We start from the raw sequence: 22,129 nt of genomic DNA on the forward strand, positions 1-22,129 counted from the left end.
ATCGCGGTGAGAATAATTATATTTTATCGCTCCTCGAATGAGGCTTATCTGATTTGATTCAGGTAACGGTCACGAATCATTTTAGCTAATAATAAAAGACATGATTGAAGTAAAAAATCTCTGTAAATCGTTCGGTGATCACCGGGCGGTCGATGATCTATCGTTTGTTGTTCGCCCAGGTGAAGTTCTGGGTTTTCTTGGTCCCAACGGTGCGGGTAAAACCACGACCATGCGTATGATCGCAGGTTTTATTGAAGCCGATTCCGGGCAGATTCAGGTCATGGGTAAAGACGTCGCGGTTGAACCAATGGCGACCAAAACCATGATCGGTTATCTACCTGAAGGTGCTCCAGCCTATGGCGAGATGAGCGTAATCAAGTTTCTCGAGTTTATTGCCGACGTGCGCGGTCTTGATGGTCAATATCGGCAGGACCGGATTGATGCTGTCATTGCCAGATTGCAGTTGCAGGCGGTCAGTCAGCAGCGCATCGAAACCCTGTCCAAAGGTTTTAAGCGTCGAGTCGGTCTGGCTCAGGCGTTGTTGCACGACCCCAAAATCCTGATTCTGGATGAGCCTACCGATGGCCTGGATCCCAATCAAAAATTTGAAGTGCGCAACCTGATCCGGGAAATTGCCGCTGAAAAAATTGTGATTATTTCCACCCACATTCTCGAAGAAGTGGATGCTCTGTGTCAGCGCTTGATTATTGTCAGTCAGGGTCAGCTGGTGGCTGATGGCACGCCGGCAGAACTGAAGCTGACGTCCAAATACCACAAGGCCGTTGAGATCGAAGTGGCCGAGCCATCGAGCTACATCGAGTTGTTCGCTGCCTGTAATGGTGTGGCTGCGGTTCACGTCAGCGAAGACAATGCGCAGACGCTGGTGCTTGAGCCTGAAGCAGGGGCGGAGTTACTGGCGCCGGTTCAGGAAATTCTGGCAGCCAATGAAATCAAGGTTCAGGCCGTATCCGTTTCCGGCGGCCGACTGGATGATGTGTTCCGACGTGTGACCGCGGCCGAGCAGCCGCGCAACGGTTAAATATTCTGGATTATTTGTTATGACTAACGCAGACACTGCGGTGGCCGAATTTTCGCCCCATCGTATCAAGGCTTTGTGCCGCAAGGAGCTGGCAGGCTATTTTGCCACGCCGCTGGCGTATATTTTCCTGTCCGTATTTATCATGCTCAGTGGCTTTTTTACGTTTGAGCTGGGCAGTTTCTTTCAACGTGATCAAGCCGATCTGATGGCATTCTTTTCGTTTCATCCCTGGTTGTATCTGGTGCTGATGCCGCCGTTGGCGATGCGCCTCTGGGCGGAGGAGCGTCACTCAGGCTCGATTGAATTATTGATGACACTGCCACTGTCTACTCTGGAAGCGGTGCTGGCCAAATTTCTCGCGGCCTGGTTGTTTGCCGGAGTGGCACTGTTGCTGACTTCCCCGATGTGGATGACGGTCAATTACCTTGGAAATCCCGATAACGGCATTATTCTGGCGGGTTATCTGGGCAGTTGGCTGATGGGGGGGGGCTACCTCGCCATGGGTGGTTGTCTGTCAGCCCTGACTAAAAATCAGGTTGTGGCTTTTGTGATTACTCTGGCGGCCTGCCTGTTTTTTCTGTTCCTGGGCTTTGAACCTGTGGTCGCTGCCTTGCCCGAAGGCGTTCGCAGCCTGTTGTCGAGCATGAGCTTTCTTGATCGTTTTCGTTCCATCTCCCGTGGCGTTCTGGATGTCGGCGATGTCGGCTTTTTCGTTCTGTTTATGGTGTGCTGGCTGTGGGCCACGGTTGCCGTGGTTAACTGGAAAAAGGCGGAGTGATTGAGATGACATTGATTAAAACCAAAGGCGCTCGTCAGTTGTTGGCCGCTTTGCTGGTGCTGTTGGTCGGCACCCTGTTACTGAAAACCTTGCCCGCCTGGCGTCTGGATCTTACCGAAGAGTCGCTCTACAGCCTGAGCGATGGCAGTCAGAACATTGTGAGTGCGATTGATCAACCGCTGGAACTGGAGTTGTTTTTCTCGGTTTCTGCCGCTGAAAATTTACCGCAGCTGCTGGACTACGGTCAGCAAGTCAGCGATCTGCTGGCGGAGTATGTGGCTTTGAATACTTCCCAGCTGACCTTGAAGGTGACCGATCCCGAGCCCTTTAGTGAAGACGAAGACCGGGCTACCGCGGCCGGTTTGACCGGTGCTCCGGTGTCCATGGGCGGCGACAGTTTCTATCTTGGTCTGGTGGTAACTCGTGGAGACGGTGAGCAGCAGGTGATTCCGTTCTTTAATCCGGATCGCGAGCGCTTTCTGGAATACGACATCAGTCAGCTGCTGTATCGTATCAGTCAATCCAATCAGCCCGTGGTTGGTGTGCTCACTGCCACTCAGGCTCTGGGTGGGTATGATTTCCGCACCCGTGGAGCAACACCGGCATGGATGGCTCTGGAGCAATTGAAAGGGTTTGCCAAGGTCGAAGCGGTTAATATTGATCAGGGTGTTATTCAGCAGGATCTTGATGTGTTGCTGGTGATTCATCCGCAGCAGTTGGGCGATGAGGACTTGTATGCCATTGACCAGTTTGTGCTCAAAGGTGGCAAGGCGATGGTGTTCGTTGATCCTAGCGCGGAAGTAGCCGCGCAGGGCCCCGGGATGCCCAATGCGTCTAATCTGGAGCAGTTGTTCAAGGTCTGGGGTGTAAGCTACAACGCCGATGAAGTGGCCGCCGACCGCAGTTGGGCGTTGCGGGTGCCAACCGCGACCAACCAGATGCCGATTCCTCATGTGGGTATCATCGGCTTGCAGCCCGAGGGCTTTGATCAGGAATCCCTGATTACTTCCGAGCTGGAAGTGATCAATGTTTCCAGTGCGGGGCATTTGGCCGCGGCCGAGGGCGCTGCCACTGAATTTGTGCCTTTGTTGCAGACCTCGGCTTCTTCCAAAATATTTGAAAGTGCCGAGTATGCGTTAACTCGTGATCACGGCAATTTACTGGTGGACTTTGTTGATTCCGGCAAGGCTTTGACCATTGCCGCGCGGATTCGTGGCGAAGTGGCGTCGGCGTTTCCACAAAAGCCGAAATTCGATCAACCCGAAACGGCTGATGCGGCAGAAGACGCTGATGCAAGTGAAAGCGCCGAAGCTGAAACCACTGAAACTGAAGTCACACCTGAAGTGGCCCATGAGTTGAAATCCAGTGGCCCGATCAATGTCTTGATCGTCGCCGATGTGGACCTGCTCAGTGATCGCCTCTGGGTCCAGGTGTCCAATTTTATGGGGCAGCCGATGGCCATGCCCTGGGCCAGCAATGGCGACTTTGTGGCCAATGCGGTGGAGCAGATGTCCGGCAGTGAAGATTTGATCGGGTTGCGTTCTCGCGGTCAATACTCCCGCCGCTTTACCGTGGTGAATGACTTGCGGGTTGAGGCGGCCGAGCAATTCAAACAGCAAGAACAGAGGTTGACCGACCGGCTGGCTGAGTTGGAGCAGGAAATTGCCAGCCTGAACCCGGAGGCCAACGCCCAGAACGAATTGGTGCTCAGCCCCGAACAAAAAAAGGCCATCGAGGCGTTTGAAGACGAGCGGTTGCAGGTGCGCAAGGAATTGCGTCAGGTTCAGCATCAGTTGAACAGTTCCATTGATGAGCTGGAAACCCGTCTGAAACTGATCAATATCTTTCTGGTGCCCTTATTGTTGCTCGGTTGGATGCTGGTGATGCCGAAGTTACGCCGCCGTCGTACCTGATGAGTCAACTGGCCAATCTACTCTTAATGTGTGACTACGAGCCTGCACAGCCGCAGGCTCAATCCATAGCGGCTCGTTTGGGCGTGCCGCTGGTGCAGGCATTGGATTGGCGCGATCCCTCAGCTCCGTCTTTTGTTCTTTATCTCAGTGAACAGGGCCTGTCCCTGAAGCAAACCGGCAAGAAAGCCCCCGGGCCTGTTGCTGCAGAGTTCGTTTCCGGGGCCGTGGCGCACCGGCGCAAATTTGGTGGTGGCAAAGGGCAGATGATTGCCAAGGCCGTTGGGCTCAACAAGGGTGGGCAAACTCTCGCGGTGTTTGATGCCACTGCCGGTCTGGGGCGAGACAGTTTTGTCTTGTCGACTCTCGGCTGTGATGTGACCATGATGGAGCGCACCCCGGTGGTCTATGAATTGTTGCTCGATGGTTTGAGTCGGGCTCGGACTACCGATGACCCGGAGTTGGCCGAGATTCTGGCCAGAATGACTTTGTTGGCCGGTGACAGTCTGAGTTATCTGCAGCAACTGACTGACGATGATAAACCGGATGTGGTTTATCTCGACCCCATGTTTCCCGAGCGCTCCAAGTCAGCCAGTGTTAAAAAAGAAATGGCGGCTTTCCATTCGGTTGTCGGTGCTGATGTCGATGCCGATGCCTTATTGCCTGCTGCGTTGAAGGCAGCCCGCTTTCGGGTAGTGGTCAAGCGCCCGGCCAAGGCGCCATTGCTAAATGATCAACAGCCCACTTATCAATTGTCTGGTAAAACCAGTCGTTACGATATTTACGTCAATCAGAAAATTTCCTGATAGCTTCTCTCCTGTCTGCCTGATGTCTTAGGACAACTCGGTTGATCCCCGTGGTTATTGTCTAATCCCCGGCCTGAGTCAAAAATACTTGTCATCGAGTTATTGATTGAGGGTTTGAATCATGGGCAGTGGACCATTAGCGGGTATTAAAGTTATTGAGATGGAGGGCATTGGCCCCGGACCCTGTGCGGGCATGATGTTGGCGGATATGGGGGCTGAGGTGATCATTGTCGGTCGCAAGGTAGCCAATGCCAACGCCGCTGGGATCACCGGTGATGGCAACAAACACATGTTTTTTAACCGTGGCAAGAAGTCCATTGCGGTTGATCTGAAAAACCCTGAAGGCATCGAGCTGGTGTTAAAGTTGATTGAGGGTGCCGACATCCTGATCGAAGGCTTTCGTCCGGGCGTTATGGAGCGTCTGGGGCTGGGGCCGGAAGTATGTCACGCGCGCAATCCCAAACTGGTTTTCGGGCGCATGACCGGTTGGGGCCAGACCGGCCCTCTGTCACACGCGGCAGGTCACGATCCCAACTACATCGGGGTGTCCGGTGCCATGTGGTACGGCGGTTCGGCCGATCGTAAGCCAACCGCTCCCCTGACTCTGGTGGGTGATTTGGGTGGCGGTACCATGATGCTGGCCTGGGGGATTATGTGCGCCACCATGGAGGCCCAGCGCACGGGCAAGGGGCAGGTGGTTGATGCTGCGATCACCGACGGCTCGGCTTATATCTCCAGTCTATTGATGATGATGCGCAATACCGGTCAGCTGCAGGAAGAGCTGGGTACCGGCTGGGCCGATGGCGCGGCTCCCTGGAGCGATACCTATGCCACCGCCGATGGCAAGTACGTCAATATCTGCGCGCTGGAGCCCAAGTTTTATCAGGAGTTGCTGGAGCGTCTGGGGCTTGTTGATAACGAATTGTTTGCCAACCAGTGGGATGCGTCCAAGTGGCTTGCGGGCAAGGAGGCGATGGCGGAATTGTTTGCCAGTAAAACCCGTGCAGAGTGGTGTGAATTGCTCGAAGGCACCGACGTCTGCTTCGGCCCGGTACTGACCTACCATGAGGCCGCTGAGCATCCGCACAATGTCGCCCGTAATACCTTCCTGAATATCGACGGTGTGTTGCAGCCGGCTCCTGCACCAAAACTCAGCAACCACAAGCCGGAATTTAGCAACCCGCCAGCCAACGGTGAGAACGGTGATGAAATTCTGGCAGCTGCCGGGTTTGATGCCGATGCCATCGCGGCGTTGAAACAGCAGGGTGCGGTTTAAAATAGATTGGGTAGTGTTCTTTATACCGGCTGATCACCGGGGATAGGGCTTGAAGACACGCCGTGAACCCTTCCATGGGGGCTCTTTACAGACATCCCTGTCTGTAAAGGTCTTCAATCCCTATCCCCAGTGCCCAGCCTGCATCATGCCAAACTTGAAGTTGGTGTGATGTTAGGGCGGATGCGGAGTGTTGTTGTATGAGACCGTTTGCCGCACGGAAGCGGCAATCGAGCCTACAGGGAAGTATTTACGGCGTTTCTCATACAACAACACTCTGTAGCCGACCGATGGAAGAAAACCATTACAAAGAAGGCTTTTCTTAAAGCCCTAATCCCACCACAATACCCCAACAAAAAATATCATTGTTGGAGTTCTCCTTGGCCAAATCAAAATCTTCCTCTGCCTATGTGTGCAATGAGTGCGGTGCTGACTTTGTAAAGTGGCAGGGCCAGTGCAGCGAGTGCGGTGCCTGGAACAGTCTATCGGAGGTGCGTCTTGGGCCGACGCCTTCAAACCGCGCAGAGCGCTTTGAAGGTTATGCCGGGGCGGCGGGCTCCGATGTGCAACTGTTATCAGAAATTGATTTGCAGGCACTGCCGCGTTTCTCCTCCGGCAAAGGCGAGTTTGATCGGGTGCTTGGCGGGGGCTTTGTGCCCGGATCGGTGGTGTTGATCGGGGGGCATCCCGGCGCGGGTAAATCCACTTTGTTGCTGCAAACCATGTGTTATCTCGCCCAGCAGCAAGAGGCTTTGTATTGTACCGGTGAGGAGTCATTGCAGCAGGTGGCCATGCGGGCTCAGCGACTGGGTTTGCCTACCGATAAGCTCAAGATGCTGTCGGAGACCAGTGTCGAGAATCTGGTGTCCACGGCGCAGAAAATCCAACCTAAAGTGATGGTGGTCGATTCCATCCAGGTGATGCATATGGCCGAGATATCCTCGGCGCCCGGCTCCGTTTCACAGGTGCGGGAAAGTGCGGCCTATCTCACCCGCTTTGCCAAGCAGAGTGGCACGGTGCTGATTCTGGTTGGTCACGTTACCAAAGACGGCAGTCTCGCCGGGCCGAAGGTATTGGAGCATATGATTGATTGCTCGATCCTGTTGGAGGGCTCCCACGACTCCCGGTTTCGCACCCTGCGGGGCAGCAAAAACCGCTTTGGCGCGGTCAATGAGTTGGGCGTGTTTGCCATGACCGAGCAGGGCATGAAGGAGATTCACAATCCCTCGGCGATTTTTTTGCAGCGCGCCGACGATGTGGCCGCCGGATCGGTGGTGATGGTGGTCTGGGAAGGTACCCGCCCCCTATTGGTCGAAGTACAGGCGCTGGTGGACGACAGTCACATGGGTAATCCCAAGCGTGTGGCGGTTGGCCTCGAGCAGAATCGTCTGGCCATGTTGTTGGCGGTTTTACATCGCCATGGTGGTTTGTTGATCGGTGATCAGGATGTGTTCGTCAATGTGGTTGGCGGCGTCAAGGTAGTGGAAACCAGTGCCGATCTGGCGTTGCTGTTGGCGGTGGTGTCGAGCTTTCGCGATCGGCCGCTGGGGCAGGAGTTGATCGTTTTTGGCGAGGTGGGCTTGTCCGGTGAAATCCGCCCGGTACCCAGTGGTCAGGAGCGTCTGCGTGAGGCGGCCAAGCACGGCTTTAAAAAGGCCATTGTTCCGGCGGCCAATGTGCCGCGAGAGTCCATCGAGGGGATAAAAATCGTGCCGGTCAAAAACTTGCAACAGGCGTTGGCAGCACTGGACCAGTAGTGGTTAACTGTGCTGGCAAAAGTGATTCCGGGTTTTATACTTTAGATTCCAACAACGTGAACAGATTTTGATATGCCGATTGCGTACGAGTATTTTGAAGACGCCAATATTCTCGAGCTCAAGGTTACTGGAGAGTTGAAGTCCCGGGAAATTGTCGATTATTTCCAACTGCTGCTTGACGGTGATTTTCTACGCGAAGGCTTTATTGAAATTGTCGATCTCAATGGTGTAACGGATTTTGTGTTGCGCTTTACCGATCTTGAAAAAATTCAGCAGCTGACCGGTCAATTTCAAAAGGCAGGGCAGAAGGCAACGTTGATGTGTTGCTATAACCAAAGAGCCCGCGGTGTATCGGCGATGATGAACCCTCTGTATCTGTCGGCCAAGTTCACGTTTCTGATATGCGAGACCGAGGCGGACAAGGACGCGTTTCTGGAGTCTTTGAGCTAATTATCCGCCGGGATGATTCAATCAGGGATCCGTTAAATCCGGGGCTAGTTAAATCCAGAGTTAGTTAAATAAAGTCAATTGCGACTGGGCCTGATAGACCTCAAGGCTTTTAAGCACTTTTCGGGCGGCCTCAGACGTCGGTTTAAAGGCCACGCCACAGCGGTAAAAGTTATTGCTGCGAGCCCGATTACAGACCACACCGTGAACCTCTGCGGTACCGCTGCGACTCTGTACCAACAGTTCTACTTCATCACCGACACTGAAGCAGTGGGGGGTAATGAATCCCACGCCATGGCGATTAAAATCCACGGAGTCAACCTTGCCAAATTCGAAGCTGTTTGGGTTACTGCGATGTGATTTAATCAGCAGATCGATGTTCTTGGCCGGCAGGCGTTTTACCTTTCTGCGCTCTTGAGGTTTAAAAGCAGGGATGGTGACGCTGTTCAAAGTGCTACCCAGTCAGTATGTTGATGGCGCGTAATTTAACATTATTCGCATTCAAAATCTTGATTTGGCGCAACAATTTTGGCGTGACAGCCGGTGTAATAACGATGGTGCCGAGATAGTGCCGATCCACGGACTTTATTCATTTTTCGCAGAGGGAACGCGCTGATGCCACTCAAACTTACGATGGGCCTGTTATTGGTTGTACTGCTGGCCGGTTGCACCAAGGCGCCACCCTGTCCGGGATTTAAGGATTCCCCGGTGGTGGTCAGTGCCGGATGTCTGGCTTTCCAGGGGCAGAAGCTGTTGCTGGTGCAGGGGCAAAATGGTGCCGTCAGTGTACCCGGTGGCAGTGCCAATCCCGGGGAGAATGGTCGCTGTGCGGCATTTCGGGAGACCTGGGAGGAAACCGGTTTAAGGGTCGTGCCCGGACCATTGGTGAGGGCCTTCGATAATGGCTTTCACCTGTATCACTGTCGGGTAGGCGATTGGCCTGAGCGTTTTGAGCCGCCTTTTCGTCTGGAGATCCGGGAAGTGATGCTGCTGCATCGCGATCAATTTGACCGCGTTGACTGGCGCTTTCCGGAGCAGCAACAGTGGCTGTCGGATTGGCTGCAGCAAAATCAGTGAACCATTGAGCGATTGCGAGCGTAATAACCGGGAAACACTGCGAGGACCGGATTATGAGCTCCACAAAACCTGTACTGGGCATCAGCGCTTGTCTGTTGGGTGAAAACGTTCGCTATAACGGCGGTCATAAACTGTCGAGGTTCTGTCGGAACGCACTTGGCGAGTATGTTGAATACCGTCCGGTGTGTCCCGAGATGGCGGCAGGGCTTGGTGTGCCAAGACCCAGTATCCGTCTGATCAGCACCGACAAGGATTCCGACCAGGTGCGCGCAGTGGAAACCAGAAACCCTGAAGTGGACCATACCCTTGCCCTGGAACAGGCCAGTGACAGGCTGGTCGAAGGTCTGGGTGATCTGGATGGTTTTATTCTGATGCAGAAAAGCCCCTCCTGCGGTATGGCCAAAGTTAAGGTCTATCAGCCCAATGGCTACGCCGACAATGATGGCGTGGGTGTGTTCGCAGGGCGCCTGCAGGAAAAATACCCCTTCATGCCTGTGGAAGAAGCAGGCCGTTTACAGGATGACGTCATTCGTGAACATTTCCTGACCAAGGTTTATCTGTATCAACAGGTACGCCAGTTGGAAGCTAAAAATTTGACCGCCGGAGAGCTGCTGGAGTTTCATGCCGGTAACAAATACCTGCTGATGGCTTATAACGCCGAATCCTATCGCCAACTAGGCCGGATGTTGGCCAATTTGAAGCGGGGTTCTCTGGAAGAGATTAAACAAAATTACCTACAAAAGTTGATGACAGCTCTGAATAAACCCATTTCCCGGGGACGTCATGTTAATGTGCTGCAACATCTGGTGGGTTACCTCAAGCAATTGGTGACAACCCAAGACAAAGAAGAGCTGTTGTTCCACATTCGTCAATACCATCAGGGCATTGTGCCTTTGGTGGTGCCGATGACCTTGTTACTGCACCATTTCAAACGCTTTCCCCAAGAATGTGCCTACGTCCTGAAGCAGCGTTATTTGCAACCTCACCCTGATACTCTGGGGTTGAGAAGCAAAATCTAACAACAACAGAGCTGAATTCAGCGCAATCAGGCCTCCTTCCTACATCCCTCCTTGGCGAGCTCACTATCGGGTTCGCCTTTTTTATTGTTCTTTATTATTTTTTAAATTTTTTAATTGGCTTTGATCAATTGCTTTCTCATGTCCGGTTCCTGAGTGGCTTCAGATAACCAGATTTCGAGAAAGTGGCGGTTAAGCGCCGACGCGGCAAAATGATTCACTGGTGTGTTGTTGTGATGCAGTACGGCGGAATTGTCGGACTTTAATTCAAAACTCAAGGTCGCTCCGGATTCAATATCAGGCAGTGCCCGATAAAAGGCATCCAGCCAAAGGTCGTGTTCGCTGGACTGATAACCGAGCCGTTTGAACTGCTTACGGGTTTCTTTGTATATGCGTTTCGCCGGAATGTTGCGGTGATAGTTGAGCGATAACTTCAATGGACTCTCTATGCCCTGATATTGCCCCTGATCGTTATAGAGGGTGGCGGTGTAAATATCCCAGCGCCAAAAAGTCAGGGTGGATTGGCCAATGGTTTGCCAGCTTGTGGCGTATGCAGTGGAGATGGTAAGAAAAGAAACGAGGATCAGTGAGCCGATTTTAACCATGGAATACGCCCCATAAAAAATTCACAAATGGGAATAAAGGCAAGCCACCAGGCCAGAAACAGTGCCGTATAACCCAGTGATTGCCACTGAATGCTCGCTGCTCCCAGACGTTCTCCAGCAGCATAGTTGAGAGTCGCTGCGCCGCAGAACAGCAGCAGTTGCAACAGTGGATGAAGTTTCATGTGTTGCAGCCACTGATAGCTGAAGCGGGCAAAGCCCAGCCAAAGTACAAATAACCAGGCCGGCAACCAGACACTGTCAACAAAATTCATCCAGCCTTGGTAGGTCAGAAAGCCATCGACCGCGAGGCCCAGAACAGCGATAACCAACGTAAAAGCGAATTCACTTTTATTTGGCTGATTGATCAACAGCCAGGCAAAACAAACCAGCAGACCGAGCAAAGCAGATTGCATCACCACGGTTGTAAACCAGATGCCATTAAAAAAAAGACCACTCACCAACAGGGAGTTGCTCATGATCAGCTCCGTCAGTTGCTGCTCTTGGTTGCTGTGAGGTGAATAACACTGATGGTTTTCTCGAGAAAACCTGCTTCACAGTAACTGAAGTAGAAACGCCACAGGCGAATGAAGCGCTCGTCGTAGCCGTTGTCATTAAGTGATGATTGATTCGCCAGCATACGGCGATGCCAATCATCCAGAGTTTTGGCGTAGCTGTGTCCGAAATCTGAAATATTTCGAATCACCATTTGCGTATCTTTGGTGATGTGATCAGCAAGCAAATTAATACTCGGCAGAAAGCCGCCGGGAAAAATATGTGCCTGAATAAAATCAGGTTTTTTCAGGTAGCTATTGAGTCGCTGGTCGACCATGGTAATACTCTGCAGAACCAGAGTGCCGCCGGGTTTCAGTAAGGTATTGAGGGTTTTGAAATAATTGTCCATGTATTGCTTGCCAACGGCTTCAATCATTTCAATGGACACAATTTTGTCATAACCGGATGGGTGACCGGCGGATTGGGCATGGGTGGGCAGATCCCGGTAGTCTTTCTTCAACAGAGTGATGCGATCGCCCAGATTTTCTTTGGCAATGCGGTCCTGAACATATTGGTACTGTTCTTCAGAGATGGTGGTCGTGGTAACCCGGCAATCGCAATGTTTCGCCGCAGCAATGGCCAGATGGCCCCAACCCGTGCCGACTTCCAGCAGTGTGTCGCCATCCTTGAGATCCAGCTCTGAGAGAATCTTGGCGACTTTATTGGCCTGGGATTGTTCCAGCGTGTCCGAGTCTGAGAGATACAGCCCGGAAGAGTAGAGCATTGAATCGTCCAGGAAGTGGCGGTAAAGGGTATTGCCCAGATCGTAGTGGGCCCCAATGTTCTTTTTTGATTGCTTGTGGTGATTGCGGTTGCTCCAGTGTTGCAACCAGTAATAGGGACGGGTAATCCAGGAAAAACGGTTCTCAAAACGGTTCAACCAGTTCAGGTTGCGCGCAAAAATTTGCAACAGTGGGGTCAGGTCAGATGTGTTCCACCAGCCATCAACAAAGGCTTCTCCCATGCCAATGCCACCGTTGAGCAGCACCCGGCGAAAGAATTGTGGGTGGTGCACGTGCATGTGGACCGCGTCAGTCCCATCCGAGCTCCCCAGGGTGTATTCCTTGCCATCATAATTGAACAGATGGATCCGGCCCTGAGGTAGTTTTTCCAGATAATTGATAAAAAGTTTCTGGAAAAAGGCGTCTATGTTGCTCGACTGAGTGAATTCATTTGATGCGTTTGCTTTCAAATTGTTATTACAGACTTCTGTGTCCATCTTTATCCTCGGCAAGCTCAAGTTGACTGGTGGTGGTATTTTGATTTCCGGTCGGACCGGGGTAGCTCTGATAACGGATTCCCTTGCAGAACAGTTTAACGGCCTGCCAGTAAATTCTGAGCTTAACAGCTGCAACCATCACTACATTACTTACCAATACGGGCAATAGTTTGGAGTGGTTCAGGGTCTCTGCGGATAATTTCAAAGCGGCGGTGAATTGGCGGCGTTTGTCCTGGGTGGAATGGATGGTGATGGCAAAATCATCATTGTCATAGTGGATTTGCCAGTGGTATTCCTGCCGGGTTTCCATAAAGGGAGAAACATGAAAAGTCTTGCGCTGTCGATAGGGTTTGCGGCTGTTGGTCAGCGGTACGATGTAGTGATGCTTTTCATTCCAGGGCGTATTACTGACTTCAGCTACTAACGTGTGAAACGCAAACTCGCCACTGGGGTTATCCGCAGTCCCCTGCTGGGAGCCTATAAAGAAAAAGTTTACCGGGCTGAAATAGCGTCCCAGATAATTGAGCTGCCCCAGAAAAAAAACTTCATTGTCGGGGGATTTGTCGAGCTTGGTGAGTTCCCGGATGTAGCTTGCCAAATCCTGATCTTCCGGACCTATATGGTCCTTGCGGCGGTATTTGACCCAGCCTGGTCCCGAGGAAAACCAGTTGGGTTGCTCTTGGCGGGCTTGCTCCAGTCGATCCAGCGCCAGCCAGAAGCAGCCATAGGAATAACTGAACTTATGCACGCGGGGTTGAAATCGGCAATGAGCAACCCGGCCGGTGAGGAAGCCGGTTGCACGGGATGACAGAGAGGGTTGTTGCCTGAGGGTTCGGTTAGGTTTCACAGCGAAATTCACAGTGAAACTCCCAGCGATTCACAAACGCGAAGGGCGCTGAATACACCGTCTTCGTGAAAGCCATTACGCCAGTAGGCGCCGCAAAAATGGGTGTTGTCGACACCGGATATTTGCTGCCACTGTTGTTGCGCCTGATGACTGGCCTCGGAAATCACCGGGTGGTGATAGACAAAAGTGCGCAGTACCGACGCCGGGTCAATGGTCTCATCCTGATTGAGTGACACAAAAAAATCAGGGCAGTTAGCGTCGAGACCCTGCAGCCGATTCATGTAATAGGTCACCTGAGTGGGCCGGCTGTTGTCGTCACTGTATTCACCAATACGGACGTTCCAGCTGGCCCAGGCTTTACGGTTTTCCGGCATGCGCGAGGAGTCGGTGTGCAGTGTTACCTGATTGGGCTGGTATTCCATCTTACCCAGAATATCCTGCTCATCATTGCTGGGATTGGCCAGCAGCTTCAGCGCCTGATCGCTGTGGCAGGCGAGAATTACATGGTCGTAGTGTTGGCACTGGTTTTGACTCCAGACTTCGACGCCAGGAGTCTTGTGGCCCGCTTCATTGCGAACAATATAGTCCACTGGGCGATTGAGCAGTATGCTGTCTTCCAATCCGGCAGTTAACTTGGGTATGTAATTGCTGGAGCCGCCGCAAATGACTCGCCATTGGGGGCGGTCCTTGACTTCCAGCAGGCCGTGGTTGAGGAAGAATTGCAGAAAGAACGACAGCGGAAATTGTCTGGCATCATCCAGGCTGCAAGACCAGATGGCAGAAACCATCGGTAACAAATAATGCTTTTGAAAGTAAGCGCTGAAACCTTCGTTGTCGATAAACTGGCCGAGGGTCAGTTGGCTCTGCTGGCTGTTCTTGTAGGCTTTTGCAGCCTTGTTGAATCGCAGGATTTCTCCCACAAAACCATAGAATGTCGGTGACAACAGATTGCGGCGCTGGGCAAATAAGGTGTCGAGGTTGTGGCCGTTATACTCCAGGCCATTCTCCCTGTTGCTGACGCTGAAGCTCATTTCAGTGTCTTGCCATTCGACGCCGCAACGCCGCATCAATTTTTCGAAATTCGGATAGGTGCGATCGTTAAAGACAATAAATCCGGTATCGATGGCGTATGTTTGGCCTTTTACGTCTACATCGACTGTGTGGGTATGGCCACCCAGACGGTTTTCCGACTCGTACAGATCCACTTTGAATTGGTCTTTCAGCAGGTGGGCACAAGTCATGCCGGCTATGCCAGAGCCAATAATGGCGACAGTTTTCCTGTGACTGGACTGATTATTACTGGCTTGGCTTTCGGCGGGATCTTGTGGCTGATTCATTAAATAAAGTTCGCGGTCTGATTAGTGGAATGTGTAAATTTTTACGAGTTCCTATAAAGAGTGGATCAATAAACCATTTATGCAAATGGCGCGTATCTTTGTCCAAATCGGTTAATGCACGTGGGATTACCCACGACTCTCGTTACACAGGAAAACTTAATGTCCCAGACCAGCACCATTCCCGTCTTTCCACTGAATGCGCACATCCTGCCGCAGGGGCGCATGCGTTTGAGGATTTTTGAGCCTCGCTATTTGCGCATGGTTCGGGAAAATGTATCGGCTGATCCGGCATTTGCCATGGCCATGCTGGGGACACAGAAGCAAGGTGACGGCTATGATGTGATGCCCAGAGTGACCCTGGTCAGAATTATAGACTTTGAACTGCTCGAAGGTGGTCTGTTGGGCATCACCATAGAGGGCATCTGTCACGCTGAAATAAGCGACATAGAAGCCGAAGATGACGGTCTGCGCCGGGCAAGTTACCGCCCGGTGGATAACTGGTCTGCTTTGGAGGATGACGCCTCTCACGAGCTGCTTGCCAGCTCATTTGTCGACATGCTGACCGAATACCCGCAGTTGGCAGAGCTTTACCCGGATTTGCCTGAAAATGACCTTTGCTGGTACCTGATGCGCTGGCTGGAGATTCTGCCATTGCCCAGTGAGGCCAAACAGTCCCTGTTGCACAATGATTGTGCCGATCAGGCGTTGGTGACAGTCAGCAATATTTTACAGCACAGTCGTGATCCGGATTCTTCCGGGGTGCGTATTTGATTCAGATTGCATATACTTTTTCGAGTTATCACCATGTTGCAGGTTACCCAAAGTATCGTGTCAGAATCCCCGGACCAGTCCAGACCGGCGTCAAATGAATCGCAGTTGCTTGAGCCCGAGCGTCTTCAGCAATTGATGTGTCGCATAGTCAATCGCAGAGACAAGCATGCTCTGTCTGAAATTTTTGAATTGCTCAGTGGTCGCATCTTGCACTTTGCACAGCGTCAGACCGGCGATATCGAGGCCGCTCGAGAAATTCTACAAGATGCCATGATGGCGGTATGGCAAAAAGGTCACACCTACAATTCTGACAAAGCCAAGGTCACCACCTGGCTGTTCACTATTGTCCGTAACCTTTGTTACGACTTGGGTCGTCGCAAAATGAGCCGTCCACAGCTGGTTTCCGGTGAATCACTCTACGCCGATCTGGCCCCGGAGGAAAACGGTTTCATCGAGAATGACTGTCACGATATTGAGGCGTTGGATAACCCCAAAATCGAGGCGGCACTGGACCAGTTGCCACAGCCACAGCGGCAGGCCGTGGCTCTGGTATTTCTCAAAGAATGCAGTCATCAGGAAGCCGCAGAGATACTGGGTATTCCAGTCGGCACCCTGAAAAGTCGGGTTCGTCTAGGTTTGGCGCGCCTGTCACAGACATTAACCAAGAGGTCTTTGGGCTATGAGTAGTCACTACCCCGGTCATCACCCCTCCAGCGATATGCTGCGCAGTTACTGCGCTGGTGAGTTGGACGATGTCGTAAGCATTATGGTGGCGGCCCATATCAATTTTTGTCCCGAGTGTCAGAAGCAGGCGGCCCGTATCGACGACGAGTTAGCGGCCAATGCACTGGAGTATTCTAGCGTTGAACCGTCCAAGCCACTGGATCTGGCGGCGATGCTGGAAAAAGCCACGGCCTCGGAGCAAACCGCTCCGCCATCGCCTCGTGACAAGATTCTTAATACCGCACCGAGTGATCAGATCAAGGTCTCCATCCGCGATCGTCAGATAGCGGTACCCCCGGTATTGTCAGGCATTGTCGAGCGCTCTGGTCCATGGAATCATGTGGTCAATGAGCTCTGGCAAAGCCCGGTAAAAGGCCACGGCCACGGCTATCAGGTGGATTTTATCTACATGTACCCCGGTGGCACCGTGCCCAGTCATACACACAATGGACGGGAAATCACTTTGGTGCTTGATGGCAGCTTCAGTGACAGCGAAGGCGAGTATGCCGCCGGTGACTTCCTGATCAAAACCTCTCAGGATGAGCACAACCCGATATCGGAAAGAGGTTGTCTGTGTCTGGCGGCGATTGATGCGCCACTGCACTTCACCTCGGGCATAAGCCGTCTGGTCAACCCATTCAGTCAGCTGTTCTTTCGCAGTGAAGCGTGACCGAGATTGAGCTCTCGGTCATGTCTTGACCTTTCAATTCCAACTCTATAGAGTGCCGCCCCACTGTTTTGGTACCCGTGCCAAGGCTGGAGATTGCTCCAGTCAGCATGGGAGTAAACGGGAATCTGGTGCGAACCCTGTCGAAGGATCATTCAATTCCAGAGCTGCCCCCGCAACGGTAGGTTGTTTCCTGTATTGGAAGCAATGAGTCCGGAACCGGCCACTACAGCAAGAGACACCCAAGAGTGTCTCGCTTAAAGATGAAGCGGAGGGCTCATCGGTGGTCATTACTGGCACTCTAATAGTATTCCCACGATTTCCCCTCCCTCAATCCATTTTTACTGATTGGGGAACCTAATGAATAAATTATATTTACCTGCGCTGATACCTTTGTTTTCAGCTCCCGTTGCAACTGCAGCAACCTCATATTCTGAAGAAGTAGTCGTTACATCCAGCCGCATTGAGATGCCTGTTAGGCAGGTCGGTACCAGTGTCTCTGTTCTGGACGCCGCTGATATTGAAGCCCGTGGTTACTCATCGGTTGCTGACGTGCTGCGCACTCAGCCTGCGATTGGTGTATCAAATTCTGGTGGCCAGGGTAAGGCTACTGCCCTGCGGATTCGCGGTGAAGAGGGTTATCGGACACTGGTATTGATGGACGGTGTGGAAATTTCTGATCCAACCGGTACTCAGGTTGGTCCACAAATACAGCATTTGATGAGTGCCGGTATTTCCCGTATTGAAATTCTGCGTGGCCCGCAGGGCATGATGTATGGCGCCGATGCAGGCGGTGTGATCAATATCACCACGGGTCAGGTTGACGAAGGGCTGGCAGGTGGTTTCACCGCTGAAACCGGCCGCTACGGTACGGAACAATACTCGGGTTACCTTGGCGCGGGTAACGAACTGGGTGATGTCTATATCTCAGTCAGTGACTATCAAACCGATGGTTTCAGTGCCTTGAAGTCTGATGCCTCAAAAGATGAAGACGGTTACGACAACGAAACCTATCATGTCAAAGTCGGGCTCAACCTCAATGAGCAGTGGCGTCTGCAGGGGGTATACCGTGATGTGTCTTCAATCAGTTTGTTCGATAGCACCTCCGGCTCAAACAACCGCAAGAGTAATTACGATGAGAAAACCTATCGCGTATCACTGAATTACTCTGGTGAGGTATTCAGCCATACTCTGGCGGTAGCTAATACCGACGTTTTGCGAGAAAACTTCGCTGATGGTGTTTCTTCCTTTGCCACCAATGGCGACATCGATAAACTCGAATATCTGGGCAGCGCAAAGTTATCCGAAGTGCTGTCTCTGGTGTATGGCGCCGAGTCAGAAACCGAAGAAATTACGACCTCATCGGGTGATGTAGAGCAACGTGATCAGCTCAGCGGTTACCTAGAGTTACAAAGCCAGTTTGATAATCGCCTGTTCTTCACCGCAGGTGTTAGACACGACGATAACGACGACTTTGGCGAGCACACCAGCTATCGCCTGACCTCTGCCTATGTGGTCGATTTTGCTGATGGCAGCATGCTCAAGTACAAAGCCAGTTATGGTACCGGTTTCAGAGCGCCAAGCCTGTCAGAAATTGCCTATAACAACGGTCCCTTCGCTTTTGCGCCAGCTTCCGAAACCACATTAACAGAAGAAACCAGTGAGGGTTTTGATGTGGGAATTGAGTATGTGACCGCTGACAACAGTCGTATTGAACTGGTTTACTTTGATCAGGAAATCAAGGACGAACTCTACTTTGATCTGTCTGGCTTTTCCGGTTACTTGCAGGCTGAAGGAATCAGTCGTTCTAAGGGTGTTGAAGCGTCTCTGGATTCGCCGATCACCGACCGTCTGAATCTGTTTGCTAATTACACCTACAACGACTCTCACAATCCGGATGGAGAAAACCGGATCAGACGCCCAGTGCATTTGGCGAATCTTGGCGTTAACTACGATATTATCCCCAGTCGCTGGTCTGTGACTATGAATGTCCGTGCGTCGCGGGACGCGGAAAACGAGATATTTGGGGTCGGTTATGTTGAGCTGGACGATTACGAAGTGATCGACATCTCGACTAATTTCCAAGTGACTGATTACGCTGAAGTCTATGCCCGTGTGGAGAATGCAACGGACGAAGATTATGAGGAAGTCACTGGGTACAATGTGGCTGGTGCTGCGGCTTATGCCGGTGTGCGTATGAAGTTCTGACAGTGTTTGTCCGACCATTGTTCTGCAGTGGTCGGACAAAAGCTTAAGTAAATGATGGGCCTGAAATATGAGTGAAGAAGAGAACAAAAACGCCAAACACAAAAAGGCGATGGAAAAGCAGAAAGAAAAAGTCGATGCTGCCATCGCAGCCGCCGATGAAGAGCGTGGTGTTGCCATTCTGATTACCGGTAATGGCAAGGGCAAAAGCAGTTCCGGTTTTGGGATGGTGCTGCGTTCACTGGGCTACGACCACAAGGTCGGTGTGGTGCAATTTATCAAGGGCGCGCAGTTGTCCGGTGAAGAGTTGTACCTGAAAAACCAATTGCCCGACGTGGATTTCTATCAGATGGGCACCGGTTTTACCTGGAATACCCAGGATCGCACAGCGGATATTGAGGCTGCCGAAGCTACTTGGGCGGTGGCTGAAAAAATGCTCGCCGACGACAGCTACAATCTGGTGCTTCTCGATGAGCTGACTTACATGCTGGCCTACAAGTATCTGGACGAAGACACGGTTCTCAATGCCATTAAAAATCGTCCACGGGGAATGAGCGTGGTGGTCACCGGTCGTGGTGGCGGCTCTGCCTTGCAGGATGTCATGGACACTGTGTCGGAAGTCAAGGATGTCAAACACGCCTATAAAGCCGGTGTGAAAGCCCGTCAGGGTGTTGATTATTAGTGCTAATTTGTCATCCTGAACGAAGTGAAGGATCTGGTAAGAGTTCAATGAATCAAAAGGATATCTTACACAGAGATTCTTCGCTTCGCTTATCTCCATGGATGGAGTGTATGCAAGCTTTGCAGGAGCATAAGCTTGTCAGAATGACAGTGAACCTCTAACCCCTTTTAATTGAAATTACCTTTGAGTAAGTCCATGTTCAAGGCGGCCGATACCCTGATGGTGCAGGGCACCACCTCCGATGCCGGTAAAAGTGTGCTGGTGGCGGGCCTGTGCCGGGTGTTGGCACGCCGTGGTGTTGGGGTGGCGCCATTCAAACCCCAGAATATGGCGCTCAACAGTGCCGTCACCAGTGACGGTGGTGAGATTGGTCGGGCTCAGGCGGTTCAAGCTCAGGCCTGTTTTCTTGAGCCCCATACGGATATGAATCCGGTGCTGCTTAAACCCAGCAGTGACACCGGCGCCCAGGTCATTATTCAGGGGCAGGCGTTGACCAATATGAACGCCATTGATTTTCACGATTACAAGCAGACTGCTCTGGATGCGGTGCTGCAATCCCATCAGCGCCTCAACGATCAATATCAGTCCGTCATGGTGGAGGGTGCTGGCAGTCCCGCCGAGATTAATTTGCGGGACAAAGACATCGCCAATATGGGCTTTGCTGAAGCGGTGGATTGCCCGGTGATTATTGTCGCCGACATCGATCGCGGTGGCGTGTTCGCCCATTTGGTGGGTACTCTTGAACTCTTATCTGAATCCGAGCAGCAGCGAGTCATCGGCTTTGTAATCAATCGCTTTCGCGGTGATATTGCTTTGCTGCAATCGGGGCTCGACTGGTTGGAGCAGCGCACCGGCAAGCCCGTGCTGGGGGTGCTTCCTTATCTGCACGGTTTTCATCTTGAGGCCGAAGACGCTGTTGCCACCGGGCAGGAAATCAATGCCGATGAGCAATGCCTGAATGTGGTTGTGCCGGTGCTGTCACGCATCAGCAATCACACCGATTTTGATGCCCTGCGTTTGCATCCGCAGGTCAATCTGCAGTACGTCGGCCCGGAGCAGGAGATTCCGGCGGCCGACCTGATTGTGTTGCCCGGCAGTAAGAACACCCGGCAGGATTTGCAGTGGTTGCGTGATAACGGCTGGGAGTCGGCCATTGCCCGACATTTGCGTTATGGCGGTAAGCTGCTGGGTATATGCGGTGGCTTTCAGATGCTGGGCGACAGTATCAGTGACCCTCTGGGGCTGGAGGATACTCCCGGTACCTCGCCTGGTTTGGGGTATCTGTCGATGCACACCTCTCTGGAAAAGCACAAGCAATTGCGTCAGGTGACGGGTAAGTTGTCCTTACCCGGGCAGCAATCGGTGGCCATTGAAGGTTACGAAATCCATATGGGTATCAGTGACGGCGATGCGTTGCATCGAGCCGCCATTGATTTGCTTGAGCATGACTTTACCGTGAAAGAAGGGGCGCTGTCCGAGGACGGTAATGTCCTGGGTACTTACCTGCACGGTCTGTTTGATAACGCCGATGCCTGTCAGGCACTGCTGCAATGGGCCGGTCTGGATCAGGCCCGACAATACGACTACCGCCAACGTCAGGAGCAGGAGATCAACCGGCTGGCCGATGCCATCGAACAACACATGGATCTGGATACCTGTTTTACCCATCTGGAAGTCTGGCCTGCCCCCGGGGCTGCTGACTGATGTTGTGGCGTGAGCAGCCGATGCCCGGCGTTAGTCTGGAGAAGAGCGATCGGCACATCTACTGTGAGCTGGAGCAACCCCGGGAGGTTTTCAGCTCGGCGATTCTCAATGGCGGTTTCAGCCAGGCTCGCGGCTTTGTCAATTTGAAAGTCGCCAATCAGAGTGAGCCGGGTGCGATCTGTCACGCGTTACCCTCTGAGACACTGGCAAAATACTGTCAGCAACAGGACTGGCCCGTGGATTGTGTCGGCATGATGACCGCCGCCTCCATGAACTCACTGCGCTTTCAGGTGGTTGAGGCAGATACTGTGCAGTTGTTGTTGCTGGTCACCACCGGGCTGGGCAATGCTCGCCGCGCCGGAGATTCTGTGGCCGCCGATCTGGCGCAACAGTCGGCTTCAGCTGAAGCGGTTCAGGTCGGGACCATTAATACGGCAGTGATCAGCAATCGCCGTTTCAGCGCGGCAGCATTGGCGGAGATGATGACCATGGCGACCGAGGCCAAATGCGCGGCCCTGCAGGATGCCGGTGTTGTCAGTCCGGTCTCCGGGCAAATCGCCACCGGCACGGGCACGGACTCTGTTGCCATATTCAATGGCCTGCCAGACGCGGGGGCTGACATTCTCTATTGTGGTAAGCACACCCTGTTGGGCCAGGTGTTTGCCCAATCACTGATGGCGTTGATTACTGACTCCATCAGTTGGCAGGATTGAT

22 protein-coding genes and 1 riboswitch are annotated in these 22,129 nt (G+C 52.5%); of the genes, 16 read left to right on the forward strand and 6 right to left on the reverse strand.

Annotated elements, in window-relative coordinates:
* The first annotated feature begins 100 nt into the window (after positions 1–100).
* The 7 genes from ACPXV9_RS10370 to ACPXV9_RS10400 all read left to right on the forward strand — a co-directional run bounded on the left by ACPXV9_RS10370 (position 101) and on the right by ACPXV9_RS10400 (position 8,013).
* Positions 101–1,039 (forward strand): ABC transporter ATP-binding protein, encoded by a 939-nt coding sequence (locus ACPXV9_RS10370; protein WP_423896613.1) that lies wholly within the window; start codon positions 101–103, stop codon positions 1,037–1,039.
* Positions 1,040–1,058: 19 nt separating this feature from the next.
* The gene (locus tag ACPXV9_RS10375) at positions 1,059–1,817 is read left to right on the forward strand and encodes an ABC transporter permease (protein ID WP_423896616.1); all 759 of its coding nucleotides are present in this window, start codon (positions 1,059–1,061) and stop codon (positions 1,815–1,817) included.
* Positions 1,818–1,822: 5 nt separating this feature from the next.
* Complete coding sequence (locus ACPXV9_RS10380; protein ID WP_423896619.1) at positions 1,823–3,730, forward strand: Gldg family protein; 1,908 nt, start codon at positions 1,823–1,825, stop codon at positions 3,728–3,730.
* Entirely contained in the window at positions 3,730–4,533 is an 804-nt protein-coding gene (locus tag ACPXV9_RS10385) for a class I SAM-dependent methyltransferase (protein ID WP_423896622.1), read from the forward strand. The genes ACPXV9_RS10380 and ACPXV9_RS10385 overlap by 1 nt, the downstream gene beginning before the upstream one ends.
* 121 nt (positions 4,534–4,654) lie before the next feature.
* On the forward strand, positions 4,655–5,809 hold the full coding sequence (locus ACPXV9_RS10390; RefSeq protein WP_423896623.1) for a CaiB/BaiF CoA transferase family protein: 1,155 nt from the start codon (positions 4,655–4,657) through the stop codon (positions 5,807–5,809).
* A gap of 377 nt (positions 5,810–6,186) precedes the next feature.
* A complete protein-coding gene (gene radA / locus ACPXV9_RS10395) occupies positions 6,187–7,563 on the forward strand; it encodes a DNA repair protein RadA (RefSeq protein ID WP_423896626.1) in 1,377 nt (458 codons plus the stop codon).
* A 72-nt stretch (positions 7,564–7,635) separates the two neighbouring features.
* Positions 7,636–8,013 (forward strand): hypothetical protein, encoded by a 378-nt coding sequence (locus ACPXV9_RS10400; protein ID WP_423896628.1) that lies wholly within the window; start codon positions 7,636–7,638, stop codon positions 8,011–8,013.
* A 60-nt stretch (positions 8,014–8,073) separates the two neighbouring features.
* On the opposite strand, the gene ACPXV9_RS10405 is transcribed toward ACPXV9_RS10400, so the two are convergent.
* Entirely contained in the window at positions 8,074–8,460 is a 387-nt protein-coding gene (locus ACPXV9_RS10405) for a PilZ domain-containing protein (protein WP_423896630.1), read from the reverse strand.
* A gap of 165 nt (positions 8,461–8,625) precedes the next feature.
* Here ACPXV9_RS10405 and ACPXV9_RS10410 point away from each other — a divergent pair, with 165 nt between their 5' ends.
* Positions 8,626–9,087, forward strand: a complete 462-nt coding sequence (locus tag ACPXV9_RS10410) for an NUDIX domain-containing protein (RefSeq protein WP_423896632.1) — start codon at positions 8,626–8,628, stop codon at positions 9,085–9,087.
* 53 nt (positions 9,088–9,140) lie between these two features.
* Entirely contained in the window at positions 9,141–10,106 is a 966-nt protein-coding gene (locus tag ACPXV9_RS10415) for a YbgA family protein (protein ID WP_423896634.1), read from the forward strand.
* A 110-nt stretch (positions 10,107–10,216) separates the two neighbouring features.
* Here ACPXV9_RS10415 and ACPXV9_RS10420 read toward each other — a convergent pair whose 3' ends face one another.
* Genes ACPXV9_RS10420 through ACPXV9_RS10440 form a run of 5 tightly spaced genes read right to left on the reverse strand, consistent with a single transcriptional unit; the run spans position 10,217 to position 14,663 of the window.
* Positions 10,217–10,708: a chalcone isomerase family protein gene (locus ACPXV9_RS10420; protein WP_423896637.1), complete on the reverse strand. Its 492-nt coding sequence runs from the start codon at positions 10,706–10,708 to the stop codon at positions 10,217–10,219.
* Entirely contained in the window at positions 10,687–11,184 is a 498-nt protein-coding gene (locus ACPXV9_RS10425; protein WP_423896639.1) for a DUF2878 family protein, read from the reverse strand. The genes ACPXV9_RS10420 and ACPXV9_RS10425 overlap by 22 nt, the downstream gene beginning before the upstream one ends.
* Positions 11,185–11,195: 11 nt before the next feature.
* Positions 11,196–12,479, reverse strand: a complete 1,284-nt coding sequence (locus ACPXV9_RS10430) for a class I SAM-dependent methyltransferase (protein WP_423896640.1) — start codon at positions 12,477–12,479, stop codon at positions 11,196–11,198.
* Positions 12,460–13,338 (reverse strand): DUF1365 domain-containing protein, encoded by an 879-nt coding sequence (locus tag ACPXV9_RS10435; RefSeq protein ID WP_423896642.1) that lies wholly within the window; start codon positions 13,336–13,338, stop codon positions 12,460–12,462. Before ACPXV9_RS10435 ends, ACPXV9_RS10430 begins: the two co-directional genes overlap by 20 nt.
* Entirely contained in the window at positions 13,335–14,663 is a 1,329-nt protein-coding gene (locus tag ACPXV9_RS10440) for an NAD(P)/FAD-dependent oxidoreductase (protein ID WP_423896645.1), read from the reverse strand. The genes ACPXV9_RS10435 and ACPXV9_RS10440 overlap by 4 nt, the downstream gene beginning before the upstream one ends.
* Positions 14,664–14,822: 159 nt before the next feature.
* On the opposite strand from ACPXV9_RS10440, the gene ACPXV9_RS10445 reads away from it, so the two are divergent.
* The 7 genes from ACPXV9_RS10445 to ACPXV9_RS10475 all read left to right on the forward strand — a co-directional run bounded on the left by ACPXV9_RS10445 (position 14,823) and on the right by ACPXV9_RS10475 (position 22,128).
* Entirely contained in the window at positions 14,823–15,434 is a 612-nt protein-coding gene (locus ACPXV9_RS10445) for an LON peptidase substrate-binding domain-containing protein (RefSeq protein WP_423896648.1), read from the forward strand.
* A gap of 33 nt (positions 15,435–15,467) precedes the next feature.
* Positions 15,468–16,121: a sigma-70 family RNA polymerase sigma factor gene (locus tag ACPXV9_RS10450; protein WP_423896651.1), complete on the forward strand. Its 654-nt coding sequence runs from the start codon at positions 15,468–15,470 to the stop codon at positions 16,119–16,121.
* A complete protein-coding gene (locus ACPXV9_RS10455) occupies positions 16,114–16,827 on the forward strand; it encodes a ChrR family anti-sigma-E factor (protein ID WP_423896652.1) in 714 nt (237 codons plus the stop codon). The genes ACPXV9_RS10450 and ACPXV9_RS10455 overlap by 8 nt, the downstream gene beginning before the upstream one ends.
* Positions 16,828–16,879: 52 nt before the next feature.
* Positions 16,880–17,066: riboswitch (cobalamin riboswitch) on the forward strand.
* Between the two features lie 226 nt (positions 17,067–17,292).
* A complete protein-coding gene (locus ACPXV9_RS10460) occupies positions 17,293–19,032 on the forward strand; it encodes a TonB-dependent receptor plug domain-containing protein (RefSeq protein WP_423896655.1) in 1,740 nt (579 codons plus the stop codon).
* 67 nt (positions 19,033–19,099) lie between these two features.
* Complete coding sequence (cobO, locus tag ACPXV9_RS10465; RefSeq protein WP_423896657.1) at positions 19,100–19,711, forward strand: cob(I)yrinic acid a,c-diamide adenosyltransferase; 612 nt, start codon at positions 19,100–19,102, stop codon at positions 19,709–19,711.
* Between the two features lie 219 nt (positions 19,712–19,930).
* On the forward strand, positions 19,931–21,415 hold the full coding sequence (locus tag ACPXV9_RS10470) for a cobyric acid synthase (RefSeq protein ID WP_423897107.1): 1,485 nt from the start codon (positions 19,931–19,933) through the stop codon (positions 21,413–21,415).
* Positions 21,415–22,128 (forward strand): adenosylcobinamide amidohydrolase, encoded by a 714-nt coding sequence (locus ACPXV9_RS10475; protein ID WP_423896660.1) that lies wholly within the window; start codon positions 21,415–21,417, stop codon positions 22,126–22,128. Before ACPXV9_RS10470 ends, ACPXV9_RS10475 begins: the two co-directional genes overlap by 1 nt.
* Position 22,129 lies beyond the last annotated feature (1 nt).

It is taken from the genome of Candidatus Pelagadaptatus aseana, assembly GCF_040362265.1.
Lineage (GTDB): Bacteria > Pseudomonadota > Gammaproteobacteria > Pseudomonadales > Cellvibrionaceae > Pelagadaptatus > Pelagadaptatus aseana.